The sequence below is a fragment of the Paenibacillus polygoni genome, assembly GCF_030263935.1.
Lineage (GTDB): Bacteria > Bacillota > Bacilli > Paenibacillales > Paenibacillaceae > Paenibacillus > Paenibacillus polygoni.
Genome location: NZ_CP127162.1, coordinates 2,246,515 through 2,266,055 on the forward strand (window position 1 = coordinate 2,246,515; position 19,541 = coordinate 2,266,055).

A 19,541-nucleotide genomic window follows, 5' to 3' on the forward strand; every position below is an offset into this window, starting at 1 on the left:
CACAAGTAAAATAACTTATTCCCAAGGAGAGGATTGTTATACTGCTAGTTTACTGGCGATATTTTCTCTATGTCATCGATCATAAGTTAAATGTATTGATTGAATGTTGGAAAGAAGGATTATATATCGAGGGCATCATACATGATATGTCTAAATTTTCACCTAAAGAGTTTGCTCCTTATGCTCGTAAATTCTATTCAAATCAGAAGGATGAGAACACAGAATTAGCGTGGAGATATGCATGGCTGAATCATCAAAACCATAATAAACACCACTGGGAGTACTGGGTCGTAAATAAACAAACAAAAGAAGCTTTACCCATGCCAAAGAAATATATGATTGAAATGGTTTGTGATTGGAGGTCGTTCTCTAGGAAATGGGGACGAAAGGTTAAAGACTCAAATTTGGTAGAAAGAATGGTAAACTCGAACAACATTCTATTCCATCCAGAGACTAGGGAAGAACTCGAAAGATTCATAAGGGAAAAATAACATCAAACAAAGTGTTGCATGTAATCGTTTAAAATATAAAAAGGAGAATTTTATGAAACGAATATGTATCATTTTATTTAGTGTAATCTTACTAGCCGGATGTTCAAAATCGAAAACAGATGTATTAATTGATGAAGTTAAGCACTTGGATAATGACAACTCCGTTGTAGATCTAATGGTAAGTAAGTTGGACCCGTTAGGTAACAATGCTGAGTTTCAATTCTCAGTTAGAAATGATAAAGATGGTTTAGAGGGAGACTTAATATTTAAGATAATTGACCAGATATTTGATCTTGAAGAAGTCACTACAAAACCGGAAATACCGGATTATAACACCGGTTTAACTTTCTCGGCACAAAGAAAAGAAGACTTGAAGTTTTATGAAATCCGAATGATGGTCGATTCTGAATTAAAGTATGTAAAGTTGTTCAATGTTCAGTCTGAGAATACAAAAGTAGATTACAACAAGTTTTATTATTTAACTGATACGCTTAAAGCGGATATTAAAAAAATTTTAGATATGAATAAATAGTAGCGCTCAAGAAGGAGGGGGTGAACTCATTTGATCGAGTATTTGTATTCACTAGAGAATCTTACAGAGGATGACCTTGATACAGGATTTTTTGTAGGATGGCCTAATCCTCCATCATTAAGTACATTCTACGATATATTAAAAAACTCAACCTACATTGTGCTTGCGTATGATCAAGACAAAAGTAAGGTTGTTGGATTTATAAATGCACTGTCAGATAAGGTGTTATCTGCATATATTCCATTACTTGAAGTGATTCCCGACTATCAAAATCAGGGAGTAGGCACTAAGTTAGTAGAACTAATGATAGAACAATTAGCAGATCTTTACATGGTTGATTTACTCTGTGATCATGAGCTGCAAGATTTTTATATGAATAAAGGAATGAAAAAGGCAGAAGGCATGATGATAAGAAATTATAAATATCAATCAGGAAGATTATATTAAGTTCCTTAACAGGTAAGGGTGTTACTTAATGAGATCCTATGCAGATTCAAAAAAGGAAGGTCAACAGATGCAACAGATGAAGGTCGCCATTATGAAAGCTGCTCTAAGCGATAGAACAATAATAGAGAATTTATTGCAGTTATATGTCTATGATTTTACGGAATATACGGCTGCTCCAATTGGTGAAAATGGCGTATATCAAATTATGCCGGATTTTGAATCGTACTGGTCGGATGAAAGTAGTCAACAATCGTATGTTATTAAAGCAAATGGTGAAATCGCAGGGTTTATAATGATAAAGGAAAAAGAAGAGACTCCGAAAGATCATGTTCTGTCTCATTTTTTTATACTTCGTAAGTTTCGAAGAATGGGAGTAGGCAGAAAAGCAGCTATATCCTTATTCAAAGGAATGAAAGGAGTATGGGAATTATGTCAGCTGGAAGATAATATTCCCGCTCAAAAGTTCTGGGATCAGATCATAAAAGAAGTATCCTACGGAGAAGTAAAGAACAAAACAGAAAACGGAAGAAGATATCAAAACTTTATTTGTAAGTAGAGCGTGTTGATGATTAAAAGATCAAACCGGCTTAGGAGGCGAGTATATTGCAGGGTTACAATGTTCTCATGGTTTATAGTAATGATTTACATAAAGTTCTTATGTGCAGACGTTTAAAAGAACCTTATAAAGGTCTTAGTAACTTTGTTGGCGGCAAGATTGAATCAGGAGAAAGCGGTATGGAAGCGGCATATAGAGAGTTATTAGAAGAGACAGGGATTCCTCGGGAAGCTATTGTATTCCATCATTTAATGGATTATAAGTACTATTTACAGGATTGTTATGTGGAAGTTTATGTTGGTCAATTAAAGTGCGATGTTGAAATCACTGGTGACGAGAATGATCTATATTGGTCTGGTTTAGATGAAGATTTTTTTGATATGTCGTTATTCGCAGGTGAAGGAAATATAGGACATATGATTGAACAGGTGAAAATGTATGAAGATAAAATATTCAATGTACATACTGATAAATTGCATATGTAAGAGAAGGGCTAATTAAAAATAACAAGAAAATAAAACGAAAAGGAAGTTATGAAAAAGATGCCAATTTGTATAAATCAAAAAGGTGATATTTTTGAAGAGATTATTGATCTGCCCGAAGATAGAATTGATCAATTGACATTAAATCACCCGATAACTCATGCATTAGTCGTCGCAAGAAATAAAGATGGTTTTTTACTGCTATTTAATAAGTGGAAACAAAACTGGGAACTCCCGGGCGGGATTCGTGAAGCAGGAGAAAGTCTTAGAGCTTGTGCATTACGTGAACTGCTGGAGGAAACGAATCAAATACCGGGGAGAATCGATTTCAGGGGGTTAATGAAATTCAAATTAAGGAATGGAAAAACTGAATACGGCGGTCTTTTTAGTGCAGATATTGATAACGAAAGACCATTTTTAGTTAACGAAGAAGCGGAAAAGGTGATCTACTGGGATTTACATACGGACATAGGGTACATCGATGAAATTGACAAGGAACTATTAAAACACTATTAGGCCGAATGGAACCTTATAAGCTCATATTGAGTTTGATACTTAATAACGCTTGGTAGACTCAGTGAGAAAGAGGCGGATGATATGAAAAATAACATAAACATACAATGAAGACATATATGAAATTCAGAATGAAGAAGTGAATAAAAGTGAGATTGAGGATGAGATTGGTGAAGTGAAACAATACTCCGATTTTGAGGGCATTTACTCTAATGGGTTCTCAAATGAATATCCCGTAGGAACGAAACTATATAAAATAAAAGGAATAGATACAGCAGAGAATATTGCAGTCGAATCAGAGCAAGGACGGTACATAAACGCTAAAAACAACGGCAAATACAAGGGGAAATGAACCTGATCACGAATCGAAGAGAGTGAACGATATGAGGGATTGTTATGAACTGCATCATGTTAATATTGAAGAATCTACGATCGGCAACTTACAAGTTGCCATGGAGAAGGGGGAAGTTAGTTCTAGAGACCTTGTTATGTATTACCTGCACCGTATTGCAACCTATGACCAAGACGGACCAAACATAAATTCTGTTATGGAAATAAATCCTGACGCTATTTTTATCGTGGAGGCACTAGATTGTGAAAGAAAAAATGTGGGTGTTAAAGGGCCATTACACGGAATTCCAGTTCTGCTTAAGGATAATATAGAAACAAAGGATAAGATGCGTACAAGTGCTGGGGCAATTGCTTTGGAGAATCATATCAGTTCAAGAGATGCTTTTCTTGTACAGAAGTTAAGAGAAGCGGGCGCTGTTATTCTAGGAAAGACGAACATGACAGAATGGGCTAATGGGATGTCTACGGAGATGTGGGCGGGATACAGTTCAAGAGGAGGACAAGTCTTAAACCCTTATGGTGACTTTTTTGCGGGAGGTTCAAGCACAGGTTCCGCTGCAGCGGTAGCAGCGAATTTCATTACAGTTTCAATAGGGACGGAAACTTCTGCATCCATATTAAGTCCCGCTATTCAGAATTCGATCGTGGGTATAAAGCCGACAGTTGGACTGATCAGCCGTTCGGGGATCATCCCTTTTTCTTATTCACAAGATACCCCGGGCCCAATGGCGAAAACGGTTACGGATGCAGCCATCTTACTGGGTGCACTCGCAGGGAAAGATGAGAATGACTCCGCAACCTGGAAAAATCCAAATCCGAATATGGACTATACGACGTTTTTAGATGGTGATGGATTAAAGAATGCAACCATTGGAATCTTTAGAAATGCACCTATAGGTCGGTATCGTGATGCAGATGAATATGATGCGGAATTGTTTGAGGATGCGATAATAAAGTTAAAACAAGCAGGCGCTAATATTATAGAAGATATAGAGATCCCATCGTTTCTTAGAGAGTGGGGATGGAACAAGATAAATTACGAGTTTAAGCATAGTGTTGAAAATTACCTGCAGAGTCTTCCACCTCATATTCCGGTCCATTCTCTTCGTGAGCTGATTGATTGGAACGAACAGAACGCTGAAAGGGCACTCAAGTATGGACAAAATCTTTTAGAGCATAAAGAACAATTAGATAATCCACTCAAGAATTCAAAATACATAGTAGAAGTGATATCTGATCTATACCAATCACAAAATAACGGTATTGATTACGCAGTCAATAAGTATGGTCTAGATGCAATCCTTTTTCCATCTTATGTAGGTGCTGATATCAGCGCTAGAGCAGGCTATCCTTCGATCGCAGTTCCTGCAGGTTATAAAGACAGCGGAAGACCATTTGGAATTACATTTGCAGGTACAGCATTCAGCGAACCTACTCTGATACGTATCGCATTTGCATTTGAGCAACTAACTTCGTGTAGAAAAAAACCGAACTTCTAGAATCTAATTTCCACTCTCATCTTCATGAAAAGGAGGAAGTCTATGATAAAGCGAATATTATCAATCCTACTAATCATATCATTGGTACTAATTCAGCTAATGACTTTTCTTTCTTCAAAAGCATATGCATGTAGTTGTGCCTTTCTTGAGACAAAGGAGAAATTAGAACTCTATTCTGCAGTTTTTGAAGGGACAGTCATTGAAATTGGTGAAACGAAAAGTTTATCCCCATATAGTCAGGTGCGTGATTATACTTTTGAGGTGGAGAGAGGATGGAAGGGTGTTAAGGATAAAAAGGTTATCGTCACGAGTCTAGATGGCGGTTCAAATTCATGTGGTTATCAGTTCAGTAAAGACCAAACCTATCTTGTGTACGCGAGCCTGGATAAAGATGATACGCTCATAACGAGTCTTTGCAGTAACAACCTTCTAAGTTCGGAAGCAGGAGAAGAACTGAAGCAATTAGGAGCCGGACAGCACATAAATAGTAACAATGAAGAAGGCACTCCATCCTCAATTATCCTATATAGCATCTTGATTCTCATATTATTATTAATCATCGTAGCGGTATGGAGAATTAGAACAAGAATAAGAAAATGAGGTTATCTGTTACCGCTTGAAGGAACCGTTCCATCTCCAGCGAATTACAGATTGTTGACAACGTTTTCAAATTAAGTGGATATGGTGAGGATGATTTATGAAAAATCGTTTTCGGTTTTCTCTGCGATTCAAATTTATTACCGGATTTTCGCTGATTATGGTGCCGCTAGTTCTATTCCTCTACTTTAATAACGTCTATGCAATGGGTGTAGTACGCGATCAGGTCTCTCTGACGAATCGCAATTATGTTGTTAAGAATGTGGAAGAGAATGAACGGATTTTGAAGGAAACGAATCGATATTTATACAGTCTGGGAGAACAGGACCCGGATATCATTTCGCTATTTTTCTTATCTTATGGAAGCGGCGATTACACGATTGCCAAGCAGCGGATTGTCAATAAGTTTAGAACGGATCTCGGATTTTATGATCTGCTGGATGGTTTATTTCTATATGATATCGTTCATCAGGACACCGTGCTGGCTACGCAAAATGGATATGATGAAAAAATTACAGCGATTAAGGAATTGATGCCGGAAGCTTCCCGCAAAAGAGCAGACGTTCCTACGTATAAATGGGAGATTGTTCAGATCAAAGACCGCTATCACCTCGTGAAAACGGTGCGAATTAATGAACAGTTTATAGCCGGAGCCTGGGTACCGATAGACAGTCTCAATCAGCGGATCCACAGCACAGAATGGGGGGAAGGCGGCGGCTCAGTTATTTTATCGAATCGGGGGACTCCGTTATCAAGCACGGAGATACCAGGGGAAACCGTACAACTGGCTTCACAAAATAGATCAGCCTTCACCTCGTTATATCAGGTTGTGGAACAAGGGGAAGAACATGATCGTTATCTAATGATCGGCGTACCTGCTCATGAGGCAGTCATTAACTATGTGGTTATGTTGCCAGAGTCAAGCATTATGCGAAACTTGCCTGTATTCCAGCAAATTATCCGCCTGCTCCCCTTTGCCGCATCCATTGTACTTCTTCTCACGCTCTTCTTTCTAAGACAAGTTCTGTTCAAACCAATGAACACACTGATCCGAGGGATGAAAAAGGTCAGCCGAGGGGAACTGAATGTGAAACTCGGTCCATCGTCTTCTCCTGAATTCACCTTTGTAACGGAAACCTTCAATCAGATGACGGCAGAAGTACAGGATTTGAAAATCGGTATGTACGAAGAGCAGCTCCGTGTTCAAGAGGCGGAACTGAAACAGCTGCAAATGCAAATCAATCCTCATTTTTATTTAAATTCACTTCATATTATTCACAGTTTAGCAGCCTTGCATAAAAATGATCTAGTTCAGAAAATGGCAGAACACCTAGCTGGTTATTTTCGCTTCAGTATGCAAGCCGACCGCAGCTTCATTCCGATCAAAGACGAACTAAAACATGTAGAGAACTATCTTGAAATTCAGAAACTGCGATTTCCGAATCGACTACAGTACGAGTGGGAACTAGACCCAAGGTGTGAAGAGATCCTTCTTCCTCCTTTAACCCTTCAGCCCTTTGTTGAGAATAGCGTGCTCTACGGTTTTAAGAAGGGAAGAGATATACTCTGCATTACGATCAGGGTCATCTATTTACCAGAAGAGAAGCAGCTTTGGATACGGATTCAGGATAATGGTCCGGGTTTCCCAGAAGATGTGCTTGCTAGGCTGCAAGAGGGTGAATATACACCCGAGGAAAAAACGGGGAAAAGTATTGGCATCTGGAATGTACAGCATCGTCTTCGGAAAATGAAAGAGGCGAATGCAGAGCTTTATTTTGATAATGAGATCGGCGGCGGAGCGAAGGTACAGATAAAAATGAACTGTCTTAGTCAATTGGGGGAGGAGATAACGAATGTACAGCTTGCTCATCGTGGATGATGAATATTATGCAGTTGAAGCTATGCTGCACGCTGTAGATTGGAAAGGAATCGGGATTGATCATCTCTATACAGCGATGTCAGCGGATGAAGCTCGAAGCGTACTTATCAACAGCGAGGTTGATATTATGATCTGTGATATTGAAATGCCGGAGGAAGACGGATTATCTCTTCAGATCTGGGTTCAGCAGCATGCAGCTCAGGTGGAGACCATTTTTCTAACGGGCCACGCCGAGTTTTCGTATGCACAAAAAGCGATTCAGCTACACAGCTTCGATTATCTCTTGAAGCCTATTGCTTCAGCCAGCTTAATGGAAACCGTCAAACGAGCATTAGAAAAACGAATGCAAAACCTTGAATTCACTAAATTAACAAAAACTTATGAGGCTTATGCAAAAGAAGATCAATCTTGGAAACCAAAGCGAATGACCCGATTCTGGAAAGATCTCTGCTCTTCTCGTTATCCCATGAATGAAGCGAAAATTAAGGAGTTAAAGTTAATTTATCATGTGGATATCGATCCAGGAACCTTCATTCTGCCCATATTATTCCGCGTTGAGGAATGGCTAAGAAAATTCCCTGATCAAGATCTTGATATTATGGAGTTTGGACTGTGTAATGCCGCGGAAGAATTCGTTCTAAATGGAAGTATGGGGGATGCGATAGCAGATCAGCGCGGTTATGTTCTGGTCTTGTTATATGCATCTGAACCGCTTCCACAATTTCCAGATCCACTCGAACTCACCTGTAAAGATTATATGGCTAGGTGTACTACTTATTTGTCATGCCGTCTGTCCTGCTACATTGGGGAATGGACACTGCTAACCAATATGCCGGAGTCTTATCGAAAGTTGAAGCAAGTCCACAGGCATAACGTGGCAGGCAGTGACGGAGTTCAGTATATGCGACCGAGTTTGGAGAAACAAGCATCTACATCTGAACTTATTCCTCTGCCGTGGGCATCTGACATATCACTACTTATGGAGACAGGAAAAATAAAGGAAGTACTATATAAAGCAGACGAACTCATTGATTGGATCGAAGATCATAAGAATGGTTCAGCAGAGCATTTGCAATCTTACTATCACGCAATGCTCCATTCCATTTACCCATTACTTCATAAGAATGGTATATCGCTATATCGTATTTATCCTGCAGAAGAACCTTTGGAAACGGAGGTAACAAGATCCTTGGCGGCACTTCGGGAGTGGGCGCATGATCTCATCTCTCGTGCGGGTCTGCTGCTTCATCCGGATGGAGAGGATACGCACTCGGTAGTGGAACAAGTATGTCTATATATTGATGCGAGGCTGGAATATGATCTCGGGAGAGAAGAAATTGCAGAATTCGCTCGGTTTCACCCAGCCTATTTATCGAGACTGTTTAAGAAGGAAACAGGGATCTCTCTTAGTGACTACATTCTTCAAGCAAGGATAAAAAAAGCACAAGAGCTACTGCTCAACTCGAATGCCACAGTTACTGAAATAGCAAGCAAAGCAGGTTATGTAAATTACACTCATTTTACTAAAATGTTTAAGAAATATACGGGTCTTACTCCCCAGCAATACCGTAGACAGAATGGGAATAAGACAGATCAAAAGCGGACGCTGTGAGCGTTTCGCTTTTTTTATGCCAGATGTCATCAAATGACACAATAAGAGGTTACGATACGGAGTATTTGAGCTGCGGCCTGAATCTTATAATGAAGTTAACCACTGAAGTGAGAGGGTGAACAGTGAACTTATAACAAAGAGGGAAAGGTGTAGAGCAATGCCAAAGCCGATAAAGAAAAAGAAAACCATGCTGTACAATCTGGGCAAATACAAAGTGCTGTATCTGATGTTTTTGCCAGGGGTTGTGTTTCTGCTGATTAATAACTATTTGCCGATGTTTGGAGTCATTATCGCTTTCAAAAATGTGAACTACACGGATGGGATTCTCGGAAGTCCTTGGGCTGGACTGGAAAATTTCAAGTATTTGTTCGGCACATCAGATGCATGGGAAATTACACGAAACACACTGGCTTACAATGTGGTGTTTATTCTGCTGAATCTGGTGCTCGGCGCAGGTCTTGCTATTTTGCTGAGTGAAGTGAAAGGAAGATTTACATCCAAGTTTTATCAGTCGGTCATGCTGCTTCCATACTTTCTATCCATGATCGTAATCAGTTATCTGGTACTCGCTTTCCTTGGTAAAGACTCGGGGTTCATGAACACAAGCTTTCTGCCGTTCTTTGGGAAGGAACCGATAGACTGGTATTCTGAGCCGGAATACTGGCCGTATATTTTACCCTTTGTGAACACTTGGAAAAACATTGGTTACTATGTGGTCATCTACCTGGCAGCTGTCATCGGAATCAGTGAAGAGTATTATGAGGCAGCCATACTTGATGGGGCGAGTAAGTGGAATCAGGTCCGCTTTATTACGGTTCCGTTCCTATATCCGCTGATGATCGTCATGACGTTACTGCAGATCGGCCGTATTTTTTATGCGGATTTTGGATTGTTCTATCAGGTTCCGCTCGAATCCGGCGCTCTATTCCCCGTAACGAATGTACTAGATACCTATGTCTATCGTACGTTCCTCATCGGGGGTGACATTGGTATGTCTTCAGCAGCGGGGCTGTACCAAGCAGTTGTCGGTTTTGCACTTGTGCTGCTGTCCAATTCCATTGTTCGTCGTATCAATAAGGATAACGCATTATTTTAGAAGGAGGAGAGTTCTTTGCATATGGGTCCCACCGATAGCCCGCTTCATGTCTCCAAACGATCAGGAGCTGTTATTCATGCTTTTTTCATCTTCTATGCAGCTCTGTGTATCTTGCCGCTCATACTTGTGCTCTCGATTTCGTTATCCGATGAAACGACCGTCATTGCGAATGGATACCGGTTTATTCCAGAGACATTTAGTGTAAGCGCTTATGAATTTTTGTTCAAAGATATGGATCAGATCATTCGATCGTATGGAGTATCTATTTTCGTTACGGTCGTAGGTACAGTGATCAGCGTTGCCCTTACGGCTTGTTATGCTTACCCGCTGTCCAGAAGTGATCTGCCGTATCGTGGATTCTTTGCATTCTTTATTTTCTTCACCATGCTGTTTAATGGCGGTCTGGTACCTTGGTACCTGGTCTATGTGAACTTACTGGATCTTAAAAATACCTTATGGGTATTGATTATGCCGATGCTCATGTCACCTTTTTTTGTGCTCGTCATGCGTACCTTCTTTTCAAGTTCCATTCCAATGTCGATCCTGGAGTCGGCCCGTGTGGACGGCGCAGGAGAATTTCGTACCTTTGTAAGGATTGTTCTTCCGCTGTCTCTGCCGGTACTCGCAACGGTTGCCTTATTCAGCACACTGAATTATTGGAACGATTGGTATCTCAGCATGATCTTTATTTCTGATAATAAAACGATTAGTCTTCAGTATCTCATGTACCGAACATTGCTTGATATCCAGTACCTTACTTCAAATTCCAATGTGGCTTCGCAGATTTCTTCACAAGGAGGGATGCTCGACCTGCCGAATAAGACTTTGCAGATGGCTATGGCTGTTGTGGGGATCGGACCGATTGTCCTCGCCTATCCTTTCTTCCAGCGCTATTTCATCAAAGGACTGACGGTTGGTGCGGTAAAAGGCTAGGTCGTGAAACAGAAGTCCGCACGTACGGAAAATGTTAAAAAGAAAGACAGATCAGAATGAGTAACAAGAAAGCTGTGTAAAAATGAACTCATTATTAAATGAATCAATTTCATAATACCTTTAGTTGCTTTAATCAGGGGTATATATAGATCAAAAAGGTTTTGTTTGTCTATATATAGTTACAAATTCATCATTTTAATGAGTTATGAAATTGATTCAAATGCGTAAATTATATAAGGGAGGTCATGTCATGACCGGGTTTCAGGTTGGACGTTTAGTCAAACGGAAAAGATCCATCATATTGGCAACATTCACTGCATTTGCCCTAGTTCTCAGCGCTTGTTCGGGGGGAGGAAGTGGAAGTACTGCACCTACGGATGAGCCTAAGACGGGTGGAAATGCCGAAGTGAAAGCGGAAAAGTCCTACGAAGTATCTTTGTTCTATCCAGGGACACCGCAGAAAGATGTAGAGAAGGTACAGGCCGAGATTAATAAATATATAGAACCTAAAATTGGAGCCACACTGAAAATTAACGCGATTGACTGGGGACAATGGGACAACAAGCTGAATCTCATGATCTCCTCTGGTGAGAAATCAGATATTATTTTTACGGCGGCATGGCAGAATTACACCGTGAATGTTGCTAAAGGTGCTTTCTTACCATTAAACGATCTGCTGGATAAAGCTGGCCCGGACATCATTAAGAATCTTGACCCTGCATTCCTGGAAGGATCGAAGGTAGACGGGAAGAATTACGGTGTTCCTACCAATAAGGAATTAGCAGCAACTCGAGGTGTACTCGTTAGAAAAGATTTGCTCGAAAAATATAACCTTGATATTACGAATGTGAAAACGTGGGCCGATCTTGAGCCGCTGCTCAAAACAATTAAGGAAAACGAACCTAGCGTAACTCCGTTTTATATGTCCAATTCTACAGGCAACGGACTATTAGATAACCTGGATTGGGACTATCTTGGCGATGCATCCGTTCCTGGCGTCATTCGTAAAATCGGTTCTGACACGACCGTCATGAACGAAGTAGAGACCCCTGAATTTAAAGAAGCCGCTGCCCTTGCTCGTAAATGGTATGAAGCGGGATATATTAATAGTGATTCTGCAACTTCTACCGTATTCCCGAAAGATCAGGCGAAAGCCGGCAAAGTCTTCATGTGGACAGATGGAATGAAACCCGGAAAAGATAAGGAAGAGGAGAGTTATGTCGGCTTCCCGCTGACTCAGATCGAACTTACACAGCCTACGATCACTACAGGAGACGCGTCTGGAGCGATGCTCGCGATCTCTCGTACTTCGGAAAATCCTGAAAAAGCAATGGCAGTCATTAACCTGCTCCACTCGGATCCGTACGTGAATAATTTGCTCAACTTTGGTATTGAGGGCGAACACTATGTGAAAAAAGAAGGCAGCGAAAATATCATCAGCCTGCCTGAAGGCACAGATCCAAACAACCGGACCTACAACCCAGGAGCTCAGTGGCAGCTTGGTAATCAGTTCCTGAATTATCTATGGGACAATGAAGATCCCGAAAAATGGGCAAAATTCAAAGATTTTAATGCAAGAGGTGTAAAATCCCCAGCACTTGGATTTACGTTTAACAGCCAGTCTGTTAAAAATGAAATTGCCGCAGTAAATAACGTCAACAAGCAGTTTAAACCAGCACTTACTTCCGGAGCAGTAAATCCGGATGAAATGATTCCAAAATATGCAGAGAAATTAAAAGCTGCCGGTATAGATAAAATTATCGCTGAGAAACAAAAACAGCTGGATGCTTTTTTGGCAAGTAACTAGTTTTACATTGTAATTATTTAGAAGAACTGTACCCGAGAATGAGGGTATGGTTCTTTTTTATTCAACTTACCAGGGGATGCAGGACCACATTCTGAACAAATTAGTACGAATGATTTTCGCGAATATCGTGTTACTGCTTCCAAATTCACAGCGCGGGGTGTAAACTATTACATGTTTACCAATTAATCACATTTAGAGTTGAAAAAACTCCATTATGGGCATGGCGCTGAGCTTCCTTGGGTTTATATAACGAGTTCGTGAGCTAAATGTTGGAATTATAACATAAAACATGATTTAAATGTATAAGGGGAGTTCCATGTGTCACATATGAATGCTATGAATAATAATGATTCTTTAGATCCTTTGAGAGCCGACTGTTTGGAGTGTTTTGGATTATGCTGTACGGCGTTGCCTTTTGCAAAATCTGCCGATTTTTCCTTTGATAAAGAGGGAGGCACGCCATGCACAAACTTACGCGCGGACTATCGATGCGGGATTCATCAGGATCTAAGAGAGAATGGGTTAAAGGGTTGCACCGTGTATGAGTGTTTTGGTGCAGGTCAGAAAGTCTCTCAAGTCACATATAACGGTAAGGACTGGAGAAGTGATCCGGCGACTGCCGAAGAAATGTTTGCTGTATTCCCCATCGTGCAGCAAATACAAGAAATGTTATGGTATTTACACGAAGCTCTTGCTCTTGAAGTGACCACTTCTTTTCATAAGGAACTTCGGGTTCAAATCGAAGAATGTGAACGACTGACTCGGGAAAGTCCCGAGAACATACTTCGAATAAATCTACCCGAGCTAAGAGCAGACGTGAATAAACTTCTTATACTAACAAGTGAACGTGTTCGTTCCCAAATACAGAAGAAAAAGAGTCCGAAAAAAATGCGGAGAAGTGATTTTATCGGCGCGAATCTAAAAGGTGCTGATCTTGCAGGGGCTGACCTTAGAGGCGCACTGCTCATTGCGGCTGATCTCAGAGGAGCTGATATGAGAGTTACCGATCTGATCGGTGCAGATCTGAGAGATGCCGACTTACGTGGTGCCGATCTGACAGGCTGTATCTTTCTAACACAGGTTCAAGTGAATGCAGCAAAAGGAGATTCATCCACTAAACTTCCATCTTATCTGAAGATCCCCGCGCATTGGGTGGAGTAAGATGGAAGAGTTGTTTTTGAAAGAGAATACCAGATGGAGAACCCTAAAGGTATAGCTTCGGGGTTCTTTGTTATGTAAATTATAAACATTGATTGTTTATTTAGTGTGATAGAGAATCGGAGATAAAAGAAAAATAACAAATATTTCAAAATAAGTTATAATCTAATGGTGCGCATATGTTTGTTAGTAGCCGATATTTGTGAAGTTCGTAGACAATTGTTATGTGAGGTTGTTTGCGAAGTTCGTAGATAAAGAAGTTAGGCGAAATACACTTTTCAACGGAGGAAGATATGAATAATTCAATTCAAAAAACATTAGGCTTCATCAAAAGGCCTCATGTTCAAATATTTCTTGATGTTTTTAGGATTATTAGCGCAACATCGTTAATTTTATCTCTTTTCGGGTTTTTCTTTTATACAGTTGGGTATTCATTTTTGTATGGTTATTACATCTCAGGAAATGAATCTAGCTTTGTATCGACTTTGAATGTAATAACAAATCCTGTGCCATTTAATCACTACACGGTATTAATAATTTCTTCATTGTTAATGATAAGCGTGGTTTTTTTGATTTCTGCAGTTGTTGTCTATAAGAAGAAAAAAGTACATCTCAGTCTCGCTACATCAGTCTTTATATTAGTTTTTCATATTTGTTTATCAATTTTTTTCACAAATGGACAAGAAGTACCGAATAGAGCTCTCTCATTTATAATAGTATGGGCAGTTCCGATTTTTATTACAATAATGGTTTTTTGGATGGTTAAGGCCCCTACAAGACTTGGTACAACTATATCGGGATCTCTTTATGGAGCTATAATTCCAGCTATTTTATTTGTTTTTTTTGATTTTCATGATATATTGGCCCAGCTAATCCTGCCATTATCTACGTTTCTTGTTGGCATAATTTTTACATTTTTAAAAGAGCAGTGGTTCCAAAAATATATCTTCAAGTTCTTGATATTTTTACCATATACCTTCACTGGTTGTTTGATTATTGTGATTGTTATTCAGGATTTGCTGCAGTTTGAAATTACTAAAATGATTCGTTTCGTATTATTATTTTCTTCATTATTAATTAATATCGTAATTTCATTTAGAAAGATTAAAATCCAACAAAATGATTCTACGGGCAGTGAGAATGAAGGAAAGACAAAACATGAACAATACTTTAAACCCCTAGAAGAAGCAGGCAAATCAAGTGTAATTACAACTATTACATTAGTCGTAGTTGCACTCGGGACACTAACTCCTTATATTGCGGTAATTGGAGGACAGTATATAAGAGATTTTTCAAATAGTAATAGACAGTTACATATAATACAAAATGATCGAGGGATTATTTTATCGAAAGGAACAATTATATCAGTTAAAGATGGAGTTTATTATATTTCAGACGAAAATTGGAAACTCACTATTGTTAAAGGCGAAAATATCATCGTTGTTGATTCGAAGAAGTAAATGTACTACGCCTAACAACATATTCACGCATCGGGCCATTCGGCCCTCAGTCCGGCAGAAGTAGATGTGATTCGAAGGGGGATTTCAGCAGCAGGAAGTTATTCAGCCGGACACAACAATCCCCCTAAGATAAGAGCTATCTAAGGGGGATCGACGTCGTGAACACCTGAACGTTATAGAAAATCAGCGCTATTACATATAGTGAATCTAGGAAAATTATGATGAATAAGGAGCAAGATGCATGAATATTGAACTGGTTAGAGCGCAAGTAGCTGATGCTCAGAAGATATGGAGTATGCAGAAAGAAGCTTTTGATGAGCTTTTTAAGAAGTATCAAGATTTTGATACTAATCCAGCAAATGAGTCATTAGAGAAAGTAAAATATCGTTTAGAACAAGATGATACATATTACTATTTTATTCGAATAAATGACGAAGTTATTGGAGCAGTGAGAGTTGTTGATAAAAATGATAGTAGTATTAAAAAGATCAGTCCCATATTCATACTTCCGAAGTTTCAAAATAATGGATACGGGCAGTTTGCAATGAAATCAGTAGAAGAAATTCATGGTGAACATGGTTGGGAATTAGCTACGGTTTTACAAGAGTCTAGAGATTGTTACTTTTACAAAAAAATGGGATATAGCCGTACAGGAGCACAAACAATAATCAACGAAAAAATGACTATTGTGGGCTATGCAAAATAATAAGTGATTGGAAGAATCATTTGTGATAATTATTGAAACGACGCATGGAAAACTCCTTCATTAGATATGTAAAATCAAAGCGTATGGGGATGGAATACTTGATTAAGTAACTCGAAGAAGGCACTGTAATCCTATAACATAACATTCAACGCTTCGGCCGACTTCGTCGACCTTCGGTCCCGGAAGCAGAATGCGAGGAAGCGATTGCCGGGACACATCCACAATTGTTGGACGTCGTGAATGCGGAACGTTATACGCAACCCTTGCTAGAGTAAATAAAAGGAAAGAGGTACAAAATGAAGCGATCCCATGATGCCTCAGGAATTATCATTATTGATGAGCATAATAGAGTGCTATTGGTTCATCAAACATATGGAAAAAAACAATGGTCTGTACCAGGCGGAGTAGTAGAAGAAGGTGAATCAGTGTGGGATGGTGCAAGAAGAGAACTGAAGGAAGAAGTTAATATTGAAGTCAATGAAATGGATTTATCAGGTATCTATTTTATGCCTCATCGGAATGGATACATTTATACTTTTAAGACAGATGGATATGTTGGTAGCATAGAAGTTGATAATAAAGAAATAGATGAATATGGATTTTTTAATATTGATAATTTACCAAAACCGATTTCAAATTTTACAGTAGAAAGATTGATAGATGCAGTAACGAACAACAAAACCGTATTTAAAGATCAACACATTGATAATTACCTCGTAATAGAATGAATAAAGAACAATATGATAGTCACTTAAGAGGGCAAGGGCAGCATATAACACCATATTCAAGCTTCGGTCCATCCGGCCCTCGGTCCGGCAGAAGTACGATGTTATTCGCAGAGGCATCTCAGTAGCGGGGAAGCATATTCGGCCCGACACATCCGGACCACCTAACCGCATCACGGCGCCCTTCGGGCTTAAGGTGGTGGGACGTCGTGAATACCTGAACGTTATATGAAATCATTGCTTAATATTATTAAGAATATAAAACTATTGAGGGTGTTTTTCTATGAAGTACAGATGGCCATTTGATGATCCAGAGAATGTAGCAACCATTACTACTAAGGACATTATCGAAAGAACTAAACAAATTAAATATGTTAGTCATGATGATGAAGATGGTATGTGGCAATTTCATAGTGGGGAACTAGTAAAAGAAGAAGACGGAAGAATAGTTAGTTTACAAGAAATAATAATAATTGATCCAACCGTTATGGAATTAGTCCATTTACCCTTAGGTTGGATAGCAATTAGAGATAACATTAATGACAAGTGGAAGAGAATAAATAAACAAAAGACATATGAATAAATTAAAGACCTATAAAACTATTAGAAAGAATTCTGTTCAGATTAATCAAAGAAGGCAACGACTCCATATAACAACTTATTCGCGCTGCGGTCCATTCGGCCCTTGATCTGCCAGAAGGATATTCGAGGAAGAGGATTCGGGGCGGATACATCCATTCCCCTAAGATAAGAGCTATCTAAGGGGAATGGACGTCGCGAATACAACAACGTTATGCGAAAGCACTAATAACATATATTTAATGAGAGGTTCTCCAATGAATAATAAAACAATACTTTACTTAGTAAGACATGGACAGACTGAATGGAATGTTTTACATAAGATGCAAGGACACCAGGACTCACCATTAACTGATTATGGAGTAGAGCAAGCTAAATGGCTGGGTGATTCTCTTCGAAATGAAAGTATAGACCTTATTTATTCTAGTTCTAGCTTAAGGGCACGGAGAACTGCAGAGATAATTCGTGGGGAACTCGAAGTCAACATCATTGAATGTGATGAGTTTAGAGAAATAAATCTAGGCGTATGGGAAGGGAAGTCTCAGTCTGAAGTAAGAGAGTTGTATCCTATGGAATTTGATAACTTTTGGAATGACCCAGAAAAGTTTGATTTAATAGGAAGTGAAACTTTCAATGATGTATTTATTCGTGCTAGAGAAAAATTGCGCGAAATAATTACTGCTCATAAAGGAAAAACGATATTAATAGTTACCCATACTGTTGTAGTGAAATTATTAATGGCTTACTTTGATAATCGACGACTAAAAAATATTTGGAAACCTCCATTTATACATCCAGCGAGTCTTTGCAAGGTTGTTATAAATGAGGATGATAACTCGGAAATCATATTAAATGGTGATATAAGTCATTATAAAGAGATACCTACTGAGGGTTAATCAATGATGCCAGGGCAATCGCATAACATCATGTTCAAGCTGCGGGGGTCAAGCCCCCTTGATTCGCCCGAGGTTATAAAGCTGGATTCAGCACAGGCGAATAACCTTGCACCCGACGCTTTGCGCCTCAAGCCTCTCAGGTTCGTGAACACAACGACGTTATCTGACATACTGCTAGAGTGGAGGGATTATAATGAACCAACAATTTATCACGAATATTAGTGATATGGTTTTTATTCAAAGGCAATATATTTTTTCTAAGGCAGATGTAGTTATCTATCATCCAGGTCATTTTCCAGAGTTGAATATTCAAATATTTAATTTATATAAGAACGAAGGATTTAATCATTTATATATACCTGATATACATAATAATTTCTTGGAAGCCAATGAATTTATGTTTCATAAATTAAAGTTACTTGAACTGGGAATTCCAGAGGAAATCATCTATCCGATAACAGGAGAATTTAAGGATGGAAGTGAGGTTGTACTAGGAGCAGTTAAACAATTAACAAGCGAAATGAATAATGTTTTATTAGCCGGAAAAGCATTTTTTTGTAGAAGGTTTTTAATTCTTGCAACATTAAACAATTCGAATAGAATCTTTGATGTATTGCCTTTAATAGATGATCGGGGATTTGACAAAGAAAATTGGTATAAATCAGATAAAGGGAAAGCAAGAGTTTTTAATGAAATTAAAGTGATCAATAATATTTTGAATGGATTAGATTAAGCTGTATGTGGATCGAAGAAGAGCAGTACGTCAGATAACACCAAATTCACGATTCGGGCGTTCGCCCTTGGTTGGAAGAGAAGTAACTCACCAACACATTGATTTCCCTAAGATAAGAGCTATCTAAGGGAAATCAACGTCATGAATCCACGAAACGTTATCTGAAACAAGTGTAAAATCGAGGAGAATGAAGATATGAGTGAGTATTTAACTTCTGAAATAGAATTTGATTATGAAGAACATAAACAAAAAACTATTTTGGAATATTTACAACTGCAACCTCAATATGAAGCTTTTAGTTCGTCATTAAAAAGTATTCTAGAACATTGTCTAGAACAAAGCGGAGTTTATTACCATTCAATAGAGGCGCGTGCAAAATCAATTCAAAGTGTTGGAGAAAAAGCAGTCAGGCCATCTAAAAGTGATCCTAATAGACCGAGGTATACTGAACCAGTAAAAGAGATTACTGATTTAGCAGGGGTATGAATC

The 19,541-nt window shown here is 39.0% G+C and carries 22 protein-coding genes; all 22 read left to right on the forward strand.

Annotated elements, in window-relative coordinates; all coding sequences use genetic code 11:
• Positions 1 to 41: 41 nt before the first annotated feature.
• The 22 genes from QPK24_RS10790 to QPK24_RS10895 all read left to right on the forward strand — a co-directional run bounded on the left by QPK24_RS10790 (position 42) and on the right by QPK24_RS10895 (position 19,538).
• Complete coding sequence (locus QPK24_RS10790) at positions 42 to 491, forward strand: DUF5662 family protein (RefSeq protein ID WP_407083009.1); 450 nt, start codon at positions 42 to 44, stop codon at positions 489 to 491.
• 52 nt (positions 492 to 543) lie between these two features.
• Positions 544 to 1,023 carry a putative periplasmic lipoprotein gene (locus QPK24_RS10795; protein ID WP_285748584.1) on the forward strand — a complete coding sequence of 160 codons (480 nt, stop codon included), beginning with the start codon at positions 544 to 546 and terminating at the stop codon, positions 1,021 to 1,023.
• Positions 1,024 to 1,053: 30 nt separating this feature from the next.
• The gene (locus QPK24_RS10800; protein ID WP_320416917.1) at positions 1,054 to 1,470 is read left to right on the forward strand and encodes a GNAT family N-acetyltransferase; all 417 of its coding nucleotides are present in this window, start codon (positions 1,054 to 1,056) and stop codon (positions 1,468 to 1,470) included.
• Positions 1,471 to 1,537: 67 nt separating this feature from the next.
• Positions 1,538 to 2,026, forward strand: coding sequence for a GNAT family N-acetyltransferase (locus QPK24_RS10805; protein WP_285748586.1), 489 nt, complete (start codon positions 1,538 to 1,540; stop codon positions 2,024 to 2,026).
• 47 nt (positions 2,027 to 2,073) lie between these two features.
• Positions 2,074 to 2,511: an NUDIX hydrolase gene (locus tag QPK24_RS10810; RefSeq protein WP_285748588.1), complete on the forward strand. Its 438-nt coding sequence runs from the start codon at positions 2,074 to 2,076 to the stop codon at positions 2,509 to 2,511.
• 57 nt (positions 2,512 to 2,568) lie between these two features.
• Entirely contained in the window at positions 2,569 to 3,024 is a 456-nt protein-coding gene (locus QPK24_RS10815) for an NUDIX domain-containing protein (protein WP_285748590.1), read from the forward strand.
• A 136-nt stretch (positions 3,025 to 3,160) separates the two neighbouring features.
• Positions 3,161 to 3,373: a hypothetical protein gene (locus QPK24_RS10820; RefSeq protein ID WP_285748591.1), complete on the forward strand. Its 213-nt coding sequence runs from the start codon at positions 3,161 to 3,163 to the stop codon at positions 3,371 to 3,373.
• 31 nt (positions 3,374 to 3,404) lie between these two features.
• The gene (locus QPK24_RS10825) at positions 3,405 to 4,871 is read left to right on the forward strand and encodes an amidase family protein (protein ID WP_285748594.1); all 1,467 of its coding nucleotides are present in this window, start codon (positions 3,405 to 3,407) and stop codon (positions 4,869 to 4,871) included.
• Positions 4,872 to 4,913: 42 nt separating this feature from the next.
• Positions 4,914 to 5,471, forward strand: coding sequence for a hypothetical protein (locus QPK24_RS10830; RefSeq protein ID WP_285748596.1), 558 nt, complete (start codon positions 4,914 to 4,916; stop codon positions 5,469 to 5,471).
• Positions 5,472 to 5,568: 97 nt separating this feature from the next.
• Entirely contained in the window at positions 5,569 to 7,347 is a 1,779-nt protein-coding gene (locus QPK24_RS10835; RefSeq protein WP_285748598.1) for a sensor histidine kinase, read from the forward strand.
• Positions 7,322 to 8,959 (forward strand): response regulator transcription factor, encoded by a 1,638-nt coding sequence (locus QPK24_RS10840; RefSeq protein ID WP_285748600.1) that lies wholly within the window; start codon positions 7,322 to 7,324, stop codon positions 8,957 to 8,959. The genes QPK24_RS10835 and QPK24_RS10840 overlap by 26 nt, the downstream gene beginning before the upstream one ends.
• Before the next feature lie 157 nt (positions 8,960 to 9,116).
• Complete coding sequence (locus QPK24_RS10845; RefSeq protein ID WP_285748602.1) at positions 9,117 to 10,055, forward strand: ABC transporter permease; 939 nt, start codon at positions 9,117 to 9,119, stop codon at positions 10,053 to 10,055.
• 21 nt (positions 10,056 to 10,076) lie between these two features.
• Positions 10,077 to 10,988, forward strand: coding sequence for a carbohydrate ABC transporter permease (locus QPK24_RS10850; RefSeq protein ID WP_285748604.1), 912 nt, complete (start codon positions 10,077 to 10,079; stop codon positions 10,986 to 10,988).
• 250 nt (positions 10,989 to 11,238) lie between these two features.
• On the forward strand, positions 11,239 to 12,795 hold the full coding sequence (locus tag QPK24_RS10855; protein WP_285748606.1) for an ABC transporter substrate-binding protein: 1,557 nt from the start codon (positions 11,239 to 11,241) through the stop codon (positions 12,793 to 12,795).
• 327 nt (positions 12,796 to 13,122) lie between these two features.
• On the forward strand, positions 13,123 to 13,956 hold the full coding sequence (locus QPK24_RS10860) for a pentapeptide repeat-containing protein (RefSeq protein ID WP_285749267.1): 834 nt from the start codon (positions 13,123 to 13,125) through the stop codon (positions 13,954 to 13,956).
• Positions 13,957 to 14,246: 290 nt separating this feature from the next.
• Positions 14,247 to 15,413, forward strand: coding sequence for a hypothetical protein (locus tag QPK24_RS10865; protein ID WP_285748608.1), 1,167 nt, complete (start codon positions 14,247 to 14,249; stop codon positions 15,411 to 15,413).
• Between the two features lie 241 nt (positions 15,414 to 15,654).
• A complete protein-coding gene (locus QPK24_RS10870) occupies positions 15,655 to 16,119 on the forward strand; it encodes a GNAT family N-acetyltransferase (RefSeq protein ID WP_285748610.1) in 465 nt (154 codons plus the stop codon).
• Between the two features lie 296 nt (positions 16,120 to 16,415).
• Entirely contained in the window at positions 16,416 to 16,847 is a 432-nt protein-coding gene (locus tag QPK24_RS10875; RefSeq protein ID WP_285748612.1) for an NUDIX domain-containing protein, read from the forward strand.
• Between the two features lie 280 nt (positions 16,848 to 17,127).
• Positions 17,128 to 17,427: a hypothetical protein gene (locus tag QPK24_RS10880; RefSeq protein ID WP_285748614.1), complete on the forward strand. Its 300-nt coding sequence runs from the start codon at positions 17,128 to 17,130 to the stop codon at positions 17,425 to 17,427.
• A 253-nt stretch (positions 17,428 to 17,680) separates the two neighbouring features.
• Positions 17,681 to 18,319, forward strand: coding sequence for a histidine phosphatase family protein (locus tag QPK24_RS10885; protein WP_285748616.1), 639 nt, complete (start codon positions 17,681 to 17,683; stop codon positions 18,317 to 18,319).
• Between the two features lie 193 nt (positions 18,320 to 18,512).
• Entirely contained in the window at positions 18,513 to 19,052 is a 540-nt protein-coding gene (locus QPK24_RS10890) for a hypothetical protein (protein ID WP_285748618.1), read from the forward strand.
• A 195-nt stretch (positions 19,053 to 19,247) separates the two neighbouring features.
• Positions 19,248 to 19,538, forward strand: coding sequence for a nucleotidyltransferase family protein (locus QPK24_RS10895; RefSeq protein WP_285748620.1), 291 nt, complete (start codon positions 19,248 to 19,250; stop codon positions 19,536 to 19,538).
• Positions 19,539 to 19,541: the final 3 nt, after the last annotated feature.

Bases quoted from the DNA above. Each gene is read 5' to 3' on its own strand.
- QPK24_RS10835 (WP_285748598.1), top strand. From the start codon at position 5,569: ATGAAAAATCGTTTTCGGTTTTCTCTGCGATTCAAATTTATTACCGGA.
- QPK24_RS10860 (WP_285749267.1), top strand. From the start codon at position 13,123: ATGAATGCTATGAATAATAATGATTCTTTAGATCCTTTGAGAGCCGAC.
- QPK24_RS10880 (WP_285748614.1), top strand. From the start codon at position 17,128: ATGAAGTACAGATGGCCATTTGATGATCCAGAGAATGTAGCAACCATT.
- QPK24_RS10825 (WP_285748594.1), top strand. From the start codon at position 3,405: ATGAGGGATTGTTATGAACTGCATCATGTTAATATTGAAGAATCTACG.
- QPK24_RS10875 (WP_285748612.1), top strand. From the start codon at position 16,416: ATGAAGCGATCCCATGATGCCTCAGGAATTATCATTATTGATGAGCAT.
- QPK24_RS10885 (WP_285748616.1), top strand. From the start codon at position 17,681: ATGAATAATAAAACAATACTTTACTTAGTAAGACATGGACAGACTGAA.
- QPK24_RS10830 (WP_285748596.1), top strand. From the start codon at position 4,914: ATGATAAAGCGAATATTATCAATCCTACTAATCATATCATTGGTACTA.
- QPK24_RS10865 (WP_285748608.1), top strand. From the start codon at position 14,247: ATGAATAATTCAATTCAAAAAACATTAGGCTTCATCAAAAGGCCTCAT.
- QPK24_RS10895 (WP_285748620.1), top strand. From the start codon at position 19,248: ATGAGTGAGTATTTAACTTCTGAAATAGAATTTGATTATGAAGAACAT.
- QPK24_RS10795 (WP_285748584.1), top strand. From the start codon at position 544: ATGAAACGAATATGTATCATTTTATTTAGTGTAATCTTACTAGCCGGA.
- QPK24_RS10890 (WP_285748618.1), top strand. From the start codon at position 18,513: ATGAACCAACAATTTATCACGAATATTAGTGATATGGTTTTTATTCAA.
- QPK24_RS10815 (WP_285748590.1), top strand. From the start codon at position 2,569: ATGCCAATTTGTATAAATCAAAAAGGTGATATTTTTGAAGAGATTATT.
- QPK24_RS10855 (WP_285748606.1), top strand. From the start codon at position 11,239: ATGACCGGGTTTCAGGTTGGACGTTTAGTCAAACGGAAAAGATCCATC.
- QPK24_RS10840 (WP_285748600.1), top strand. From the start codon at position 7,322: ATGTACAGCTTGCTCATCGTGGATGATGAATATTATGCAGTTGAAGCT.
- QPK24_RS10870 (WP_285748610.1), top strand. From the start codon at position 15,655: ATGAATATTGAACTGGTTAGAGCGCAAGTAGCTGATGCTCAGAAGATA.
- QPK24_RS10845 (WP_285748602.1), top strand. From the start codon at position 9,117: ATGCCAAAGCCGATAAAGAAAAAGAAAACCATGCTGTACAATCTGGGC.
- QPK24_RS10805 (WP_285748586.1), top strand. From the start codon at position 1,538: ATGCAACAGATGAAGGTCGCCATTATGAAAGCTGCTCTAAGCGATAGA.
- QPK24_RS10850 (WP_285748604.1), top strand. From the start codon at position 10,077: ATGGGTCCCACCGATAGCCCGCTTCATGTCTCCAAACGATCAGGAGCT.